Source organism: Enterococcus sp. AZ171 (assembly GCF_051714005.1).
In the GTDB taxonomy this organism is placed as follows: domain Bacteria; phylum Bacillota; class Bacilli; order Lactobacillales; family Enterococcaceae; genus Enterococcus_B; species Enterococcus_B pernyi.
In genome coordinates, this window is record NZ_JBIORA010000001.1 from 1 (window position 1) to 19,582 (window position 19,582).

At 39.6% G+C, this 19,582-nt stretch carries 16 protein-coding genes; 15 read left to right on the forward strand and 1 reads right to left on the reverse strand.

Annotated features, from left to right (window positions below; genetic code table 11):
• From dnaA to IGJ49_RS00070, 14 genes are all read left to right on the forward strand, one after another.
• Positions 1-1,335 (forward strand): chromosomal replication initiator protein DnaA (gene dnaA / locus IGJ49_RS00005; RefSeq protein ID WP_023518857.1); only part of this gene is annotated, 1,335 nt, incomplete at its 5' end.
• Positions 1,336-1,532: 197 nt separating this feature from the next.
• Positions 1,533-2,663 (forward strand): DNA polymerase III subunit beta, encoded by a 1,131-nt coding sequence (gene dnaN, locus IGJ49_RS00010; protein ID WP_438722162.1) that lies wholly within the window; start codon positions 1,533-1,535, stop codon positions 2,661-2,663.
• A 207-nt stretch (positions 2,664-2,870) separates the two neighbouring features.
• Positions 2,871-3,113, forward strand: coding sequence for a S4 domain-containing protein YaaA (gene yaaA, locus IGJ49_RS00015; RefSeq protein ID WP_019723041.1), 243 nt, complete (start codon positions 2,871-2,873; stop codon positions 3,111-3,113).
• Complete coding sequence (gene recF, locus IGJ49_RS00020) at positions 3,100-4,215, forward strand: DNA replication/repair protein RecF (protein ID WP_010734560.1); 1,116 nt, start codon at positions 3,100-3,102, stop codon at positions 4,213-4,215. The genes yaaA and recF overlap by 14 nt, the downstream gene beginning before the upstream one ends.
• A gap of 6 nt (positions 4,216-4,221) precedes the next feature.
• Complete coding sequence (gene gyrB, locus IGJ49_RS00025; RefSeq protein ID WP_010734559.1) at positions 4,222-6,168, forward strand: DNA topoisomerase (ATP-hydrolyzing) subunit B; 1,947 nt, start codon at positions 4,222-4,224, stop codon at positions 6,166-6,168.
• A gap of 19 nt (positions 6,169-6,187) precedes the next feature.
• The gene (gyrA, locus tag IGJ49_RS00030; RefSeq protein ID WP_023518859.1) at positions 6,188-8,683 is read left to right on the forward strand and encodes a DNA gyrase subunit A; all 2,496 of its coding nucleotides are present in this window, start codon (positions 6,188-6,190) and stop codon (positions 8,681-8,683) included.
• Between the two features lie 238 nt (positions 8,684-8,921).
• Positions 8,922-9,221 (forward strand): 30S ribosomal protein S6, encoded by a 300-nt coding sequence (gene rpsF, locus IGJ49_RS00035; protein ID WP_019723039.1) that lies wholly within the window; start codon positions 8,922-8,924, stop codon positions 9,219-9,221.
• A 47-nt stretch (positions 9,222-9,268) separates the two neighbouring features.
• Positions 9,269-9,790, forward strand: coding sequence for a single-stranded DNA-binding protein (gene ssb, locus IGJ49_RS00040; protein ID WP_010734556.1), 522 nt, complete (start codon positions 9,269-9,271; stop codon positions 9,788-9,790).
• 25 nt (positions 9,791-9,815) lie between these two features.
• Positions 9,816-10,052 (forward strand): 30S ribosomal protein S18, encoded by a 237-nt coding sequence (rpsR, locus tag IGJ49_RS00045; RefSeq protein ID WP_010734555.1) that lies wholly within the window; start codon positions 9,816-9,818, stop codon positions 10,050-10,052.
• A 166-nt stretch (positions 10,053-10,218) separates the two neighbouring features.
• The gene (locus IGJ49_RS00050; RefSeq protein ID WP_010734554.1) at positions 10,219-12,192 is read left to right on the forward strand and encodes a DHH family phosphoesterase; all 1,974 of its coding nucleotides are present in this window, start codon (positions 10,219-10,221) and stop codon (positions 12,190-12,192) included.
• 5 nt (positions 12,193-12,197) lie between these two features.
• Positions 12,198-12,650: a 50S ribosomal protein L9 gene (gene rplI / locus IGJ49_RS00055; protein WP_010734553.1), complete on the forward strand. Its 453-nt coding sequence runs from the start codon at positions 12,198-12,200 to the stop codon at positions 12,648-12,650.
• Between the two features lie 189 nt (positions 12,651-12,839).
• The gene (gene dnaB, locus IGJ49_RS00060; protein ID WP_010734552.1) at positions 12,840-14,207 is read left to right on the forward strand and encodes a replicative DNA helicase; all 1,368 of its coding nucleotides are present in this window, start codon (positions 12,840-12,842) and stop codon (positions 14,205-14,207) included.
• Positions 14,208-14,582: 375 nt separating this feature from the next.
• The gene (locus IGJ49_RS00065; protein WP_010734551.1) at positions 14,583-15,875 is read left to right on the forward strand and encodes an adenylosuccinate synthase; all 1,293 of its coding nucleotides are present in this window, start codon (positions 14,583-14,585) and stop codon (positions 15,873-15,875) included.
• A 379-nt stretch (positions 15,876-16,254) separates the two neighbouring features.
• Positions 16,255-17,118, forward strand: a complete 864-nt coding sequence (locus tag IGJ49_RS00070; RefSeq protein WP_062806266.1) for a DegV family protein — start codon at positions 16,255-16,257, stop codon at positions 17,116-17,118.
• Between the two features lie 72 nt (positions 17,119-17,190).
• On the opposite strand, the gene IGJ49_RS00075 is transcribed toward IGJ49_RS00070, so the two are convergent.
• Positions 17,191-18,813 carry an ABC-F family ATP-binding cassette domain-containing protein gene (locus tag IGJ49_RS00075; protein ID WP_010734549.1) on the reverse strand — a complete coding sequence of 541 codons (1,623 nt, stop codon included), beginning with the start codon at positions 18,811-18,813 and terminating at the stop codon, positions 17,191-17,193.
• Between the two features lie 235 nt (positions 18,814-19,048).
• On the opposite strand from IGJ49_RS00075, the gene IGJ49_RS00080 reads away from it, so the two are divergent.
• A complete protein-coding gene (locus IGJ49_RS00080; RefSeq protein WP_010734548.1) occupies positions 19,049-19,570 on the forward strand; it encodes an HdeD family acid-resistance protein in 522 nt (173 codons plus the stop codon).
• Positions 19,571-19,582: the final 12 nt, after the last annotated feature.

Here is a 19,582-nt window from a genome sequence, read left to right on the forward strand (position 1 = left end):
ATGGTATCCCTCGATGCTTTATGGACTGAATTAAAAACGACTTATCAAAAAGAACTGTCTCCAGCAAGTTACAATACTTGGATTGAGACAGCACAACCTAAATCCTTAGAACAAAGCCAATTAGTGGTGACTGTTCCAAGCAAGATCCATAAGGAATATTGGGAAAAAAATCTCGCAACAAAGATTGTTGAGGTCGGCTACATGTTAACGGGAAAAGAAATCATTCCACGTTTTGTAACCGGTGAAGAAGCGGAACAAGAAGAAGTAGAAGAAATCAAAACAATGAAAGTTCCCCCAATCACACCAATCAAAAAAGCGATGTTGAATCCTAAGTATACCTTCGATACATTTGTAATCGGAAAAGGTAACCAGATGGCTCATGCCGCTGCCTTGGTCGTTGCTGAAGATCCTGGTTCGATTTATAATCCATTGTTCTTCTATGGTGGTGTCGGACTTGGTAAGACTCACTTGATGCACGCAATTGGTCATCAAATGTTGTTAAGTCAGCCAAATGCGAAGGTCAAATATGTAAGCAGTGAGACGTTTGCCAATGATTTTATCAATTCGATCCAAAATAAAACGGCCGAAGAATTTCGCCAAGAATATCGAAATGTCGACTTACTATTAGTCGATGATATTCAATTTTTTGCTGAAAAAGAAGCAACTCAAGAAGAATTTTTCCATACCTTCAATGCGCTCTACAATGAAGGAAAACAAATCGTCCTGACGAGTGATCGTTTACCAAACGAAATCCCAAAATTGCAGGAACGTCTCGTTTCTCGCTTTGCTTGGGGACTTTCAGTAGATATCACGCCACCTGACCTTGAAACAAGAACAGCTATTTTGAGAAAAAAAGCCGCAGCAGAACGCCTAGAAATCCCTGATGATACCTTAAGTTATATTGCGGGACAAATCGATTCCAACATTCGTGAACTAGAAGGCGCTCTTGTACGTGTTCAAGCATTTGCTACGATGAACAGTGAAGATATATCAACTAGTTTAGCTGCTGACGCTTTAAAGACATTGAAATCTGGCAAAGGTCACCCGCAACTCTCGATTTTGCAGATCCAAGAAGAAGTTGCAAAGTATTACCATATTCAATTAAAGGATCTAAAAGGAAAGAAACGCGTCAAATCGATCGTTGTTCCTCGTCAAATCGCTATGTACTTGGCTCGGGAATTAACCGATAGCTCGCTTCCTAAAATCGGCGCTGAATTTGGTGGAAAAGATCATACAACTGTCATCCATGCGCACGAAAAAATCCAGCAACTGATCGATTCAAGTGTCAGCATGCAAAATGAAGTATCAGAAATCAAAAATTTCCTATTAAACTAAAAAGATGCTTGATAGAAAGAAAAACGCCTTGTGGATAAAATTAGAAATCATTCAAAAGTTATGCACATATTTTCCACAGCTGTTTTTTCTTTTCTCTTCTAGCATTTTTATAGTTTTCCACAGTATCAACAGTACCTAATACTTTTATTACTTTATTTACTAATAATAAAATAAATATATGGCAAAGGAGATCTACAATGAAAGTAACCTTAAACCGCGCAACATTTATACAAGAATTGCAAACTGTTCAGCGTGCGATTTCAAGTAAAACGACAATTCCTATTTTGACTGGGGTTAAAATCACCCTCAATCAAGAAGGACTGACTTTAACAGGTAGTAATGCAGATATTTCAATTGAGACATTTCTATCTGTTGAAAATGAAAAAGCGCAAATGCAAATTGAAACAACAGGAGCCATTGTTCTACAAGCTCGCTTCTTCAGTGAAATCATTCGTCGATTGCCCGAAGAAACCTTTACGCTAGAAGTGTTAGAAAACAAACAAGTGGCCATTACTTCAGGGAAAGCGAATTTCTTAGTGAATGGGTTAGATGCGGATAATTACCCTCATCTTCCTGTTGTAGAAAGTCACAACCAGATGAAATTGCCTGTACATGTATTGACCAAATTGATCAATGAAACAGTGTTTGCTGTTTCTCAACATGAAAGTCGCCCAATTCTTACAGGTGTTCATTTCATTTTGAAAGACAACTCGTTATTAGCAGTAGCAACTGACTCACATCGTTTGAGTCAACGAGTGATTCCGATCGAACAATCAGCTGATCAATTCGATATCGTGATTCCTGGAAAAAGTTTGACTGAATTATCACGTTCATTGACAAATGAAGAAGAAATCGTAGAAATCAGTATTATGGAAAACCAAGTATTGTTCAAAACTGAAAATATGTATTTTTATTCACGTTTGTTAGAAGGGAATTATCCCGATACGAATCGTTTGATTCCTTCAAGTTTCAATACCGAAGTTGAATTTTCTGTCCCAAGCTTTTTAGCAGCGATTGAGCGTGCCTCTTTGCTCTCACATGAAGGACGCAACAATATCGTTCGTTTGTCGATCCAGCCTGATTCTGTTGTTCTATACGGTAATTCTCCTGAAATCGGAAAAGTAGAAGAAAGCTTGAATTATACGACTAGCACCGGAGATCCGCTGGATATTTCCTTTAATCCGGACTATATGAAAGCTGCTTTGCGTGCATTTGGCGATATGAGTATCAAAGTAAAATTCATTTCTGCCATTCGTCCATTTACGTTAGAACCAACGGAAGATGGGGTACAATTCATCCAATTGATCACTCCAGTACGCACAAACTAAAATACTAATTGAAAATAAACTGAAAAATAAACCATTTTAAACAGAAGGCCCTAAAATCAATTTTAAGGCTTTCTGTTTCTTTTTGTTCAAATCACCTTTTTTCATTTAAATCCGCTCATATGGAAAAATATATGGATAAATTTGTTTTCTTGCGAAAAAAAGGGTATAATAAAGTATACTTTTAATAATGAAAATGAGGGATGAAGAGTGAAACAACAAGTCATTCTAAAAACTGAGTTTATGACGTTGGGTCAAATGCTGAAAGAAGTCACCGTCATCGGCAGTGGTGGACAAGCAAAATGGTATTTAGCAGAAAACACGGTTTTGGTTGATGGCGAGCCAGAAAATCGTCGTGGACGAAAGCTTTATCCCGGTATGATGATCGAAGTTCCAGAAGCAGGAACTTTTTTTATGGTAAAAAAAGGGAATAACGATAATGAGGCTGAATAAGCTGCACCTCAAAAATTATCGAAACTATCAAGAATTGCAAATTGATTTTTCCAAAAACCTCGTGATTTTTTTAGGAGAAAATGCCCAAGGAAAAACGAATCTTTTGGAAAGTATTTATGTGCTTGCAATGACAAGAAGTCATCGTACAAATAGTGAACAAGAGTTGATTGGATGGAACGATGAGCAGTCGATGATCCAAGGGGAGATCACAAGAGGAACCTCTAAGATCCCGTTAGAGATCCAACTGTCTAAAAAAGGACGAAAAACAAAGATCAATCATATCGAACAAAAGAAGTTGAGTAGTTATGTTGGACAATTGAATGTCATTTTATTTGCTCCTGAAGATCTTTCTTTAGTGAAAGGAAGCCCACAGATCCGACGCAAATTTTTAGATATGGAATTAGGTCAGATCAATCCAATCTATCTTTACGATCTTGTCCAATATCAAGCAATCCTAAAGCAGAGAAATCAGTATTTGAAGCAATTGAATGAGAAAAAACAAACGGATTTACTTTATCTTGATATTTTATCTGAACAACTAGCAGAATTTGGTAGCAAAGTACTAAAGGCAAGAGCGCAGTTTATCAAGCGTTTAGAATATTGGGCAAATTCTTTACATCAACAAATCACGCATCAAAGAGAACAGTTGGCAATCGAATATGTGACCGCCCTCTCTTCTTTAGACACTATGACAGTTCAAGAAATCCAGTCACAATTTTTAACGTTGCTCGAACAAAACAAAAAGAAAGATCTCTTTCGAGGGACAACGACTGTGGGTCCCCATCGAGATGACCTTTCTTTTTTTGTCAATGAAAAAAACGTGCAAAATTTTGGTTCTCAAGGTCAACAGCGAACAACGGCATTAAGTGTCAAATTAGCAGAAATCGATTTGATCAAAGAAGAAACAGGCGAGTATCCGATCCTATTACTGGATGATGTAATGAGTGAGTTAGACGACCAACGTCAACTCCATTTACTTGAAACGATTGAAGGGAAAGTACAGACATTCTTAACTACTACCTCCCTGGATCACGTTAAAAATAAAATGACTGTTGAACCTGAGATTTTTTATGTTCAGCAGGGAGAAATAAAAGGAGAATAAACATACATGACAGAAGAAAGAAGTTTAGTCGAGCGCGCAAAAGAATATGATGCCAGTCAGATTCAAGTGCTTGAAGGTCTTGAAGCCGTTCGGAAACGTCCGGGGATGTACATTGGTTCAACAAGTTCAGAAGGACTTCACCACTTAGTATGGGAAATCGTCGATAATTCGATCGATGAAGTCTTGGCAGGATTTGCGACAAAGATCCAAGTCATCATTGAGGAAGACAACAGTATCACTGTCATCGATGATGGTCGTGGGATTCCGGTCGATATCCAAGCGAAGACTGGTCGTCCAGCTGTAGAAACAGTGTTTACTGTCTTGCATGCGGGTGGTAAATTTGGCGGAGGCGGCTACAAAGTATCCGGTGGTCTTCATGGGGTTGGTTCGTCCGTTGTGAATGCACTATCGACACTATTAGATGTCAAAGTGTACAAAGATGGCAAGATCTATTACCAAGAATATCGTCGTGGGGCGGTAGTCGATGATTTGAAAGTCATCGGTGACACTGATTTAAGTGGAACGACCGTTCACTTCATCCCAGACCCAGAAATTTTTACAGAAACGACAACTTTCGACTTTAATAAATTGGCGACTCGTATTCGTGAGCTGGCTTTCTTGAATCGTGGGATGAAAATCTCAATTGAAGATCGTCGCGAAGAAAAGCCTGTCGTGAAAGAATACCATTATGACGGTGGAATCAAAAGCTACGTCGAATATTTAAATGCGAGCAAAACAGTGATTTTCCCAGAACCTGTTTATTTAGAAGGGGAGCAACAAGAAATCACTGTCGAAGTTTCGATGCAATATACAGACGGTTATCATTCCAATATCATGAGCTTTGCCAACAATATCCATACGTACGAAGGCGGAACACATGAATCAGGATTTAAGACAGCTTTGACACGGGTCATCAATGATTATGCACGTAAGCAAAAATTGATGAAAGAAAATGATGATAATTTAACAGGTGAAGATGTGCGTGAAGGATTGACAGCAGTCATTTCGATCAAGCATCCAGATCCTCAGTTTGAAGGACAAACGAAAACAAAATTAGGAAACTCAGAAGTACGTACGGTCACTGATCGTTTGTTCAGTGAGCATTTCATGAAATTCTTATTGGAAAACCCAAGTGTGGGCCGTCAGATCGTCGAAAAAGGATTACTTGCCTCTAGAGCCCGCTTAGCGGCTAAACGCGCGCGTGAAGTGACGCGGAGAAAAGGAGCATTGGAAATCAGTAATTTACCTGGTAAATTAGCCGATTGTTCCAGCAATGATCCTGAAAAAAGTGAATTGTTCATCGTCGAAGGAGATTCAGCCGGTGGTTCAGCAAAGCAAGGACGAAGCCGTGAATTTCAAGCGATTTTACCGATCCGCGGGAAAATCTTGAACGTTGAAAAAGCAAGTATGGATAAAATTTTAGCCAACGAAGAAATTCGCTCACTGTTTACAGCGATGGGTACAGGATTTGGTGAAGATTTCGACGTGTCCAAAGCACGTTACCATAAATTAGTCATCATGACCGATGCCGATGTCGATGGTGCCCACATTCGTACGTTGCTATTGACGCTCTTTTATCGTTATATGCGCCCAATCGTGGAAGCCGGCTATGTTTATATCGCGCAACCACCGCTATATGGCGTTAAACAAGGAAAGAAAATCACATATGTCCAACCAGGGAAAAATGCCGAAGAAGAGTTGAGAAAAGTCATCGAATCACTACCAGCAACACCAAAACCAAGTGTTCAACGATACAAAGGGCTTGGTGAGATGGATGATCATCAACTATGGGAAACGACGATGGACCCAAGCAAACGTATGATGGCTCGTGTCAGTGTAGATGATGCGATTGCTGCCGATGAAGTATTTGAAATGTTGATGGGCGATCGAGTGGAACCTCGTCGTGCATTCATTGAAGAAAATGCTCACTATGTTAAAAATCTAGATATTTAATCATGAAGGAGGAAGAAAAATGAGTGAAGAAATCAGAGAAAACATCCATGATGTCAATCTAACTAGCGAAATGAAAGACTCCTTCATAGATTACGCCATGAGTGTCATTGTCGCTCGGGCTCTACCAGATGTTAGAGATGGATTAAAACCAGTTCACCGCCGTATTTTATATGGGATGAATGAACTAGGTGTCACACCAGACAAAGCACACAAGAAATCAGCCAGAATCGTGGGGGACGTCATGGGTAAATACCATCCCCATGGTGACAGTGCGATCTATGAGTCAATGGTTCGGATGGCGCAGCCTTTTAGCTATCGCTACATGTTAGTAGATGGTCATGGAAACTTTGGGTCAGTTGATGGAGATGGCGCAGCTGCGATGCGTTATACTGAAGCCAGAATGAGTAAGATTGCGACAGAAATGTTACGTGATATCAATAAAAATACGGTCGATTTCCAAAGCAACTACGATGATACGGAAAAAGAACCAGTTGTCTTACCGGCACGTTTTCCTAACTTGCTAGTCAATGGTACGACAGGGATCGCAGTCGGAATGGCGACGAATATTCCCCCACATAATCTGACAGAAGTTGTAGCAGCGATTGATCTATTGATGGAAAATCCAGATGTGACAACCAATGAATTGATGGAAGTCTTACCTGGGCCTGATTTTCCTACCGGCGGATTAGTCATGGGGAAATCCGGCATTCGTCGAGCGTATGAAACAGGAAAAGGTTCAATCACTGTTCGAGCAAAAGTAGAAATCACGGAAATGCCAAATGGAAAAGAGCGGATCTTAGTCACTGAATTGCCATATATGGTCAATAAAGCGAAATTGATTGAGCGAATTTCAGAATTGCACCGTGACAAACGAATTGAAGGGATCACAGATCTAAGAGATGAATCTTCTCGTGAAGGAATGCGTATCGTGATCGATGTGCGTCGTGACGCGAGTGCCTCTGTCATTTTGAACAATCTCTACAAATTGACATCCTTACAAAACTCATTTGGTTTCAATATGTTAGCAATCGAAAAAGGCGTACCGAAAGTTCTAAGCTTGAAGCAGATCCTTGAAAATTATATCGAACACCAACGCGAAGTTATTACACGTCGTACGGTCTTTGAAAAAGATAAAGCAGAAGCAAGAGCACATATCTTAGAAGGACTACGAATCGCCTTAGATCATATTGATGAAATCATCGCGATCATTCGTGGGTCCAAATCAGATGAAGAAGCGAAAAACGCGATGATCGAGCGCTTCGATCTTTCTGACCGACAATCGCAAGCAATCTTAGATATGCGTTTACGCCGTTTGACTGGTTTGGAAAGAGAAAAAATCGAAAATGAATACCAAGAATTATTGAAACTCATTGAAGATTTAGCTGATATTCTTGCTCGCCCTGAACGAGTAACAGAAATCATTCAAACCGAACTTGCTGAATTGAGTCAACGATTTGGCGACAAACGTCGTACAGAATTACTGGTCGGTGAAGTCTTGAGTTTAGAAGACGAAGATTTAATCGAAGAAGAAGAAATCGTGATCACATTGACGAATAATGGCTATATCAAACGTTTAGCCAACAACGAATTCCGCGCACAACGTCGTGGGGGTCGAGGCATCCAAGGAATGGGTGTTCATAACGATGATTTCGTGAAAAATCTTGTTTCTTGCTCCACACATGATACATTGCTGTTCTTTACCAATAACGGAAAAGTGTATCGTGCGAAAGGATACGAGATCCCAGAGTACGGACGTACAGCAAAAGGGATTCCGATCATCAACTTACTGGGCATTGATTCAAGTGAGAAGATCCAAGCAATCATCGCAGTAACTGGTGAAGCAGAGGAAGGACATTACTTGTTCTTTACTACACGCCAAGGAACAGTCAAACGTACGACTGTCACTGCTTTTGCCAATATCCGTAGCAATGGGTTGATTGCGATTGGTTTGAAAGAAAATGATGAATTGGTCAACGTCTTATTGACTGATGGCCAATCAAACATCATCATTGGTACACACGATGGCTATTCTGTGACTTTTGCAGAAGATGCCGTTCGTGATATGGGACGTACAGCCTCTGGGGTTCGTGGGGTTCGTTTGAGAGAAGACGATTACGTCGTTGGAGCAGCCTTGATGAATGAGGATCATGAAGTCTTGATCATCACAGAAAAAGGTTATGGAAAACGTACCAAGGTTTCTGAGTACCCTGTCAAAGGACGTGGGGGTAAAGGGATCAAAACTGCGAATATCACTGAGAAAAATGGTCCATTAGCTGGATTGACGACGGTGACAGGCGAAGAAGATATTATGTTGATCACAGACAAAGGTGTCATCATCCGCTTCAACGTTTCAACGGTTTCTCAGACAGGTCGGGCAACGCTAGGCGTGCGCTTGATCAAGATGGAAGCAGAAACGAAAGTGGTGACCATGGCAGCAGTAGAACCAGAACCTGCGGAAGAAACGACTGTCGAAGCAGAGACAGTTGATGTGGAAACAGATCATACAGAAGAATAGAAATAGGCGTAAAGCAAAAGTGAACGTCTAAAATCAAAACTCCCAAGAATAGGTAAAACTATCTTTGGGAGTTTTTGGTCGTCTCAAAAGAAAAAATTTGGAAAACAAAGAACAGCAGCTTGCTTTTTTAGTGCGTTGCGTGTATAATTGAGGATTGTGAGTAGTCTAATTTATTAGAAAACTCTCCTTGCTCTTGGGAAAGCTGAGAGCCGAAAGTCCATAGGGAGGTGAAAAATCAATGGAAAACACGAAATATGAAATCATGTATATTATTCGTCCAAACATTGATGAAGAAGCAAAAACTGCTTTAATCGAACGTTTCGATTCAATCTTGAAAGATAACGGAGCTGAAGTTATCGAATCAAAAGATTGGGAAAAACGCCGTTTAGCATACGAAATGAACGGTTACCGTGAAGGTATCTATCACATCGTTAAAGTATCTTCTCCATCATCAGCAGATGCAATCAACGAGTTTGATCGTCTTGCTAAAATCAATGACGATATCGTTCGTCACATGATCGTAAAAGAAGAAGCTTAATTATTGTTTCACATGGAACAATCAAACGATGAGAGGAGATGACCATTTTGATTAATAACGTTGTACTAGTTGGACGTCTGACAAAAGATCCAGATTTACGATATACATCAAGTGGCACTGCTGTAGCAACGTTCACTTTAGCTGTCAATCGTAACTTCACGAGCCAAAACGGCAACCGTGAGGCGGATTTTATTAATTGTGTGATTTGGCGAAAATCAGCAGAAACACTAGCAAACTATGCACATAAAGGAACTCTTTTAGGTGTAACTGGTCGTATTCAAACGCGTTCTTATGATAATCAACAAGGACAACGTGTGTACGTAACAGAAGTAGTTGCTGAAAACTTCCAATTATTGGAAAGTCGTGCAGCATCTGAAAACCGTCAACAAAGCGGTGGCTACCAAGACACTGGTCAATCGACAAATAATTTTGGCGGAAACGGCGGAAACAATAACTATAATCAAACATCTCAATCATCCAACGGTATGCCTGATTTTGATCGTGATTCTTCTGATCCATTCGGATCAAGCTCAACGATCGACATTTCAGACGATGATTTACCATTCTAAACGAATTTGATAGGAGGGAAATAGAATGGCACAACAAAGAAGAGGCGGACGTAAACGTCGTAAAGTAGACTACATCGCTGCTAACCATATTGAATATATCGATTATAAAGATATCGAATTACTAAAAAGATTTATCTCAGAACGTGGTAAAATTTTGCCACGTCGTGTAACAGGTACAGGCGCTAAAAACCAACGTAAAATTACGATTGCAATCAAACGCGCACGTATCATGGGATTACTACCATTCGTTGGCGAAGAATAATTCGCTTTAGGAATGATTCTGTAGGAATACCCAATCGTTTCAAACCATTACAGAGGAAGTTATGACTACTGTCGTGACTTCCTCTTTTTGTTCCATTTAGGTGTTTAGTCGCTTACATGACATGAGTTATGGTAAAATTAGGCTAATCAGTTACGGGAGGAAAGACATGGATAAAGAAAAAATAAAAGTAAGCCCGAGCCCTCTGCTCATTCTTTTATTGATCCTTGCAGAAGTTTTGGTTGTATTATTGATGCCATTTCGCTTGATCAGTGCGTTGTTCATCCTGATCGTGAATCTATTTTGTATTCGTTATGGTTTAAAGATGAAACGGTGGTTGACTCTAAGGAATCGTGACAAGATCCAACAAGCTTCCACAGTTGCGGAATCCAATTTGAATTATGTTTCTGAGATCATGCCAGTCGGAATCATCTCTTACCAACCAGCGACACAAACCATTGATTGGCTGAATCCTTTCGCATTGAATGTGAAAGACCAAAGCTCTTTATTGGAAGCAGACTTGTTAGAAACTTTTTTTTCAGCAAAAGAAAAAAAGAAAAATCAAGTCTATTTAGCTGACAAAACGTTTCAATTTGAATTGGATACGGTGAAAGGGGTCGTTTATTTTATTGACGTGACCCAGAACCAACTACTGAAGATCCATCAAGTGAATAGCCAGCCAATCATCGGGATTCTTTCAATCGATAACTATGCAGATACGGTCGATAAATTGGATGAAAAAGAAGTTTCTTATTTGAACTCCTTCATTACGACACTGATTTCTGACTGGATGAATGAATATCATGTGTTTTTTAAACGAATCAATTCAGAGCGCTTTTTCTTTTTTGGACAGATGAGTGACTTAAAGAAAATGATGGATAAGAAATTTGATCTCTTAGATCGCTTACGAGCAGAAGCTGAAAGACAAAACCATCCGTTGACCCTTAGTATGGGAATTGCCTATGGACAACAAACACTAGAAGAAATCGGTAGCGAAGCTCAAAATAACTTAGATATCGCTTTGGTTCGTGGTGGGGATCAGGTCGTGGTGAAAGAAGTTCGTGAAGGAGCGAAACCTACTTACTATGGTGGGAAATCAGCAACGACCATCAAACGTACGCGCGTTCGTTCACGGGCGATGAGTACTGCTTTACGCAAAATTTTTGATGAAACAGGCGATGTATTTATTATGGGGCATCGCTTCCCTGATATGGACGCTATCGGTTCAGCCGTTGGAGTCAGTTGTCTGGCGCGCTTCAATCAGAAAAAAGCCTATATCGTCATCGATGAAAAAGAAATCATTCCAGATGTGGAACGCTGTTTAACAGAAATCCATAAAGAACCAGAGTTGGAGATGCAATTGATTACGCCAGAACGCGCAATGGAGCTTAAGAAAGACAAGGATCTACTCGTAATGGTCGATTACCATAAACCATCGCTATCGATCTCTCAGAGCCTTTACGAGCAATTTGATAAGATCGTGATCATTGACCATCATCGTCGAGGCGAAGAGTTTCCAAGCAAACCGCTCTTAACGTATATTGAATCTTCTGCGTCTTCTGCCTCTGAATTAGTCACAGAATTAATCCAATACCAAAGTAGCCGAACCAATCGGATCAGCCGTTTAGAGGCGACGTTGTTGTTAGCTGGCATGACCGTTGATACGAATAACTTCAATGTGCGAACGACAGCACGTACGTTTGATGTTGCAAGCTATTTAAAGACTTGTAGTGCGGACGCATCCTTAGTACAATATTTATTGAGCTCTGATTTAGCCACTTATTTAGAAATCAGCCACTTGATCGCCCACAATGAACAAGTGACGGAGGATATTGTGGTGGCAGCAGGGACGGATGAAAAAGAGTATAATAGTGTTATCGCAGCAAAAACAGCAGATACGTTGCTCTCAATGGTCAATATCAACGGCGCTTTCGTCATTACGAAACGGACGGATGGCTTAGTTGGTATCAGTGCCCGCAGCACAGGAACGATCAATGTCCAATTGATCATGGAATCCTTAGGCGGTGGCGGACATTTCACCAATGCGGCAACACAACTGGAAAATGTGACTGTAGAAGAAGCAAAACAACAACTGCTCGCTGCTATCCAAGAAAATATGAATCAATTATATAAAAAGGAGTAGATGAGATGAAAGTCATTTTCTTACAAGATGTTAAAGGCAAAGGCAAAAAAGGCGATGTCAAGGAAGTTCCTACAGGCTATGCGCAAAATTATTTGATCAAAAACAATCTGGCAAAAGAAGCAAATAAAAGCAGCATCAGTCAGTTAGAAGGACAGAAAAAAGCCCAAGAAAAACAAGAAGCAGAAATTCTTGAAGAAGCCAAAAAATTAAAAGAATTTCTTGAAAAAGAAGAAACAGTCGTGGAATTAAAAGCCAAAGCAGGAGAAGATAGCCGTTTATTTGGCTCGATCCCATCGAAACAAATCGCTGAAGGCTTGAATAAGCAATACAAAGTAAAATTAGACAAACGTAAAATTGAGTTGAACAACCCAATTCGTACGTTAGGCTATACCAACGTACCTGTGAAACTACACCATGAAGTAACTGCAACGATCAAGGTACACGTTGTCTCTGAATAAACGAAAAGAACATGTGACGAAATCACTTCGATAAATCAGCCGCAGAGGACAAAAATCGCTTTCGATTATTTTTGACTTTTGCGGCCTATTTTCGAAGGAAGAGCTTTTGGAACAGATGTTCATTTTAGGGATGACTTTTCTGCCATTTTCTTGTAAAATGAAGCAATTGAAAGCAAGGAGCGATAGAATATGAGTGAAGTGTGGCAGGATCGAATTCCACCGCAAAATATTGAAGCTGAACAAGCGGTTCTAGGTTCTGTTTTTCTAGACGCTGAAACGATCATCGATGCCATGGAGTACATAGAACCGAAAGATTTTTATCGTCGGGGACATCAAATCATTTTTGAAATCATGATCGAATTGAATGACCGTAGTGAAGCGATTGATGTCGTGACCGTCAAAGATCGTTTGGAGCAACGAAATCTCTTGGAAGATGCTGGTGGAGTCAGTTACTTATCTGATTTAGCTTTAGCTGTACCAACGGCAGCGAACATTGTCTACTACGCAAAAATCGTGGAAGAAAAATCATTGCTCCGTAATTTGATCCAAACAGCAACAGGGATCGTGACTAGAGGATTTGAACAAGGAGAAGAAGTCCAATCCATCTTAGATGATGCGGAACGTAGCATTCTTGAAGTATCAGAAAAACGTAACCGTAGCGGGTTCTTATCTATTGCGGAAGTCTTGAATTCTACGATTGAAAATATTGACCAACTCGCGCAAAACAATGAAGAGATCACAGGTTTGCCAACTGGTTACCAAGGATTAGATAAAATGACTGCTGGCTTCCAAGCAGAAGAGCTGATTATTTTGGCTGCACGTCCGGCAGTAGGGAAAACAGCCTTTGCCTTGAATATTGCCCAAAATGTTGGTACAAAAACGGATCGTTCTGTAGCGATCTTCAGTCTAGAGATGGGGGCAGAATCACTGGTCAACCGGATGCTTTGTGCGGAAGGTTCGATTGAAGCGAGTCACTTACGTACGGGACAGCTGTCCGAAGAAGAATGGTCCAATTTGATTGTTGCGATGGGTAGTTTATCGAAAGCAAATATCTTTATTGATGATACACCAGGGATCAAAATCTCTGAGATACGAGCAAAATGTCGGAAACTTGCACAAGAAAAAGGAAATCTAGGCTTGATACTCATCGATTACTTGCAGTTGATCGAAGGAAATGGGAAAGAAAACCGTCAACAAGAAGTATCCGATATCTCACGTCAATTGAAAAAACTAGCGAAAGAATTAAAAGTTCCCGTCATTGCTCTTTCCCAGCTTTCTCGTGGAGTGGAACAACGCCAAGATAAACGGCCTGTCTTAAGTGATATCCGTGAGTCTGGTTCGATTGAGCAGGATGCGGATATCGTGGCATTCTTATATCGTGATGATTACTACGAACGTGAAGGTGGCGAAGATGGTGATGCGCCAGAACCACAAAACGATAATGTGATCGAAGTCATCATTGAAAAAAACCGGAGTGGAGCAAGGGGAACGGTCGAATTGCTCTTTATCAAAGAATACAATAAATTTTCCTCGCTTTCTCCGCGAGAAGAATATTAGGACGAATAAATCTGAATAAATCAAACATCGAGGTCGGGACAGAAGTGTTTAGCCTCGAGAAATAAGGTGCCAGCCACGAAAATTGTTCTTCAAATTTTTGTGGCTGGCGCTTTATTTTTCAAAGAGGTTATTTCTATTCCCACCGTTTATTCGATTTTTGGTGGTGCGAGAGGACGAATGTCCGGAGATGGTTTTTCAAACTCAGTCAGGTCAGGCGCCTACTTGTTAGTAACCAATGGAACATAGAAAATTATAATGTTCGCTTTTTAAACGTTTTCTCTAAAATATATTAAATATCATTCGATTTTAGTTGAATAAAGTTTGAAGTATTGTTACAATAATTCAGGATTAAATAATATTAAATGAGGTGTTCAAATGTCATCTGTAGTAGTAGTGGGTACACAATGGGGCGACGAAGGGAAAGGAAAAATTACTGACTTTCTTAGTGAAAATGCTGAAGTGATCGCACGGTACCAAGGTGGCGACAATGCGGGACACACAATTAAATTCGATGGTGTTACGTATAAACTGCACTTGATTCCTTCGGGGATTTTTTACAAAGATAAAATCAGCGTGATCGGGAATGGTGTAGTAGTCAATCCGAAATCTTTAGTCAAAGAATTGGCTTATTTACATGAAAAAAATGTGACGACAGATAATTTACGTATTTCTGATCGTGCGCATGTGATTTTACCGTATCATATCAAATTAGACCAATTGCAAGAAGATGCAAAAGGAGAAAATAAAATCGGTACGACCATCAAAGGGATTGGCCCTGCTTATATGGACAAAGCCGCTCGTGTCGGAATCCGTGTAGCCGATTTATTAGATAAAGAAATTTTTGAAGAGCGTTTACGAGTGAATCTAGACGATAAAAACCGTCAATTTGTGAAAATGTTCGATTCAGAGCCAATTGAATTTGAAGAAATCTTTGAAGAATACTACGAATATGGACAACAAATCAAACAATACGTGACGGATACATCAGTTATCTTAAATGATGCGTTAGATGCAGGAAAACGTGTTTTATTTGAAGGCGCACAAGGTGTGATGTTGGATATCGATCAAGGAACGTATCCGTTTGTTACCTCATCAAATCCAGTGGCTGGTGGTGTGACGATCGGTAGTGGTGTCGGACCTTCAAAAATCAATAAAGTGGTCGGTGTATGTAAAGCTTACACTTCACGTGTGGGAGATGGCCCATTCCCTACTGAATTGTTTGATGAAACAGGTCAACAAATTCGTGAAGTCGGTCGCGAATATGGTACAACGACTGGACGTCCACGTCGTGTCGGCTGGTTTGATACAGTCGTGATGCGTCACTCAAAACGTGTGTCAGGTATAACGAATCTATCATTGAATTCGATCGATGTCTTGAGCGGTTTGGAAACAGTGAAAATCTGTACAGCATACGAATTAGACGGTGAACGAATCTATCATTATCCAGCGAGTTTGAAAGAATTGAACCGTTGCAAACCAATCTACGAAGAATTGCCAGGTTGGTCAGAAGACATTACTGCTTGTCGCACACTAGCTGAATTACCAGAAAATGCTCGTAACTATGTAAGACGTATCTCAGAGCTTGTAGGCGTGCGTATTTCAACATTTTCAGTAGGTCCTGACCGAAACCAAACAAATATCTTAGAAAGCGTGTGGGCGCAAATCTAAGCCTTTCAGTGATGATTCGCTAACAGGAACATTCTTTAAGAATGAGTGGACCACTGAAATCACGAGAAATAAATGAAATCGGGACAGAAGTGTTTAGCCTCGAGAAATACGGCGACAACCACGAAAATTGTTTTTCTAATTTTTGTGGTTGTCGCTTTATTTCCCAAGAGATTACTCCTATTGCCATTATTTATCGGTTTTAGGGCGACACACAAAAATGAATGTGACTTTTGTTTTAGACTGATCGTGTTCATTTAAGCGTTCGCTTGATTGGCTTGTACCAAGTACAACGAATATAAGAGCTGAAGTTATTTAAAATTAAAGGAGTTTGCTATAATAGACTGCGATGAAAAGTGGAGAAAAAAAGGAGTTGGAACGAATGTATCAAATAGTCACAGATTCATGTTGCGATCTGCCCTATCAAGTGTTGGCAAATGCAAATGTTGATTTTTTATCCATGGAGATCCAGATTGGTGAGGAAATACGAATCGATGATCTGGGAAAAACATTTGATTATGAAGGGTACATCCAACAGTTACGTGAAGGAGCAATGCCTACGACCTCACAAATCAATGTGGGTCGCTATTTGGAGTTCTTCCGTAGCTATGTGGAGAAAGATATCCCAGTCTTGTACGTTGCTTTTTCGAGTGGCATGAGTGGTTCTTACAGCAGTGCCTTACAAGCAGTCGAATTATTGAAAGAAACCTATGAGGACCCGCAAGTTCATGTGTTTGATACGAAAGCCGCAAGTATCGGGGAAGGACTACTTGTATTAGAAGCTGTTCGTTTGAAAGAATCGGGTTATTCTTTGGAAGAAACATTGGCTTGGTTACAAAATAATTACCTAAAAGTTCATTCTTGGGTAACCGTTGATGATTTAAAACATTTAGAACGTGGAGGACGCATCTCTAAAGCAAGTGCTGCTATTGGTAGTCTGTTAAGCGTGAAGCCGATCATTACCGTTGAACCAAGTGGTCATTTGAAGAATGTCGATAAAGTGCGTGGTAGAAACAAATCCATTCAGAAAATCGTGGAGGAAACGGTCAAAACGATCGTAGCTCCATTGGAACAAACGGTGTATATCGCTTATGCCGGAGACCTAGAAAGTGCTGAGAAAGCCAAAAAATTATTAGAAGAAAATATCAAAACAAAAGAAATCAAACTCTATCCCTTAGGACCAACGATCGCCAGTCATACAGGCTATGGGTGTATCGCCATCTTTTCAATGGGTGTGAGTCGATAAAAAAGAAAAACAGCTGTACAACGTAAGACTACTCACGTTGTACAGCTGTTTTTATAGTTATTTTTGGAATATTTAGTTCCACAATTGTTCTAATTGTTTTTGGATGTCTTTGTTCTCTAAGAATTCATCATATGTCGTATCTGCACGATCGATCACGCCTTTATCAGAAACAGCAATGATACGATTTGCTAACGTTTGGATGAATTGGTGGTCATGAGAAGCAAATAGGATCGAACCTGAAAATGCCATCAAACCATCATTCAACGCAGTAATTGATTCTAAATCTAAATGATTCGTTGGGTCGTCTAAGACAAGGACGTTTGCTTTTGAAAGCATCAATTTAGAAAGCATGCAACGTACTTTTTCGCCCCCAGAAAGAACATTCACGGGCTTTAGTACTTCCTCTCCAGAAAACAACATACGACCTAAGAAGCTACGTAAGAACGTATTGTCGTCTTCTTCTTTACTTGCATATTGACGTAACCAATCAAGAATCGTTAAGTCCGTATCGAATTCCTTCGTTGTATCCTTTGGTAGATAAGCATTGCTAGTTGTTACACCCCAACGGACAGTACCGGTATCAGGTGTTAGATCGCCCATGATAACTTTAAATAGCGTTGTAGTTGTTATATCGTTTTCGGCAACGAATGCTACCTTGTCTTCTTTGTTTAATGTAAATGATATATCATCTAAAATCTTTTTACCATCTATTGTCACACTAACGTTTTCTACCTGTAGTAAGTCATTTCCAATTTCACGCTCTGGTTTGAATCCAACGAAAGGATAGCGACGTGAAGAAGGTTGGATATCATCCAATGTGATTTTTTCTAACATTTTTTTACGGGATGTCGCTTGTTTTGATTTTGACGCATTTGCACTGAAACGTGCGATAAAGTCTTGTAATTCTTTGATTTGTTCTTCTTTTTTCGCATTGGCGTTTGCTTGTAACTTAGTTGCTAATTGGCTTGATTCTAACCAGAAATCGTAGTTTCCTACATAAAGCTTGATTTTTCCAAAGTCTAAATCTGCCATGTGGGTACATACTTTATTCAAGAAATGACGGTCATGGGAAACAACGATCACTGTATTCTCAAATTCGATCAAAAATTCTTCTAACCAGTTGATCGATTGGATATCTAGTCCGTTTGTCGGCTCATCTAAAAGTAAAACATCTGGTTTACCGAATAGCGTTTGTGCAAGCAACACTTTCACTTTTTGGCCACCAGTTAGTTCGCTCATCAATTGATGATGCAACTCTTCAGGAATATTCAATCCTTGGAGTAAAACGGCTGCTTCTGGTTCTGCTTCCCATCCGTTTAATTCTGCAAATTCGCCTTCTAATTCTGCCGCACGAATCCCATCTTCATCTGTGAAATCTTCTTTCATATAGATGGCATCTTTTTCTTTCATTACTTCATATAAACGTTTATGACCCATGATTACTGTTTCCATCACAGTATATTCTTCATAGTCATAGTGGTTTTGTTTCAAAACAGCCATACGTTCATCTGGACCTAATGTGACAGAGCCTGTTGAAGGTTGCAAGTCACCTGATAATACTTTAAGGAATGTTGATTTACCTGCGCCATTTGCTCCAATTAAGCCATAACAATTGCCGGGAGTGAATTTTATATTAACATCATCAAATAGTTTGCGATCTGAAAAGTGCAAACTTACATCATTTACAGTAATCAATTTTTTTCCTCACTTTATGTTTATAATATTTGCCAAGTCTTCTAGAATTATATAGGGGAATGTTGAAAGTTTCAAGGAAATCAGTAATTCTTTACGTTTCACGTGAAACAATCAAAAGAAGAAAAGAGATAAACCGTTTTTTTACAACTAAAGCATTTTCATAAAGGCTAAATTTTTGAAGTTATTTAAATGGGGGCGTAAGATAGAAATAGATTAGAAGAAAGTAGGGATTAAAATGAAAGAAAGTAGAAAAATTGATTGGGGTTCACTTATTTTGGGGATACTATTTGTTTTAGTTTCCTTGATTTCTTTTCGCGATCCAGTAGGTAACTTAGTTGCTATCGTTATTGTATTTGCTATTTTTGCGATCCTAAAAGGATTATTTGAGTTATTTCTACGTAGTCGAGTAAAAGAACTGACAGGATATAAAGGGAAGATGCCGATAGTGATTGGGATCATTGATTTATTGATTGGGATCTTTTTCATTTTCAATATTGGTGCGGGGGTAGTTGCACTACCATTTGTCTTCGCTGTTTGGTTTATTATTGATTCTGTTTTGGCTTTATTTACTGCTGATTTATTCAGAGGAATAAGCGAAGGACATTATTGGTTTACAGTGGTCATCAATGTATTGGGTATCTTACTAGGTATTATTTTATTATTCAATCCTTTATCCTCTGCGTTGACGCTAAGTTTTTTAGTTGGATTTTATTTTATGGTCGTTGGGATCAATCAGATCGTTTATGCGTTTAGATGATTAGTAATAAAA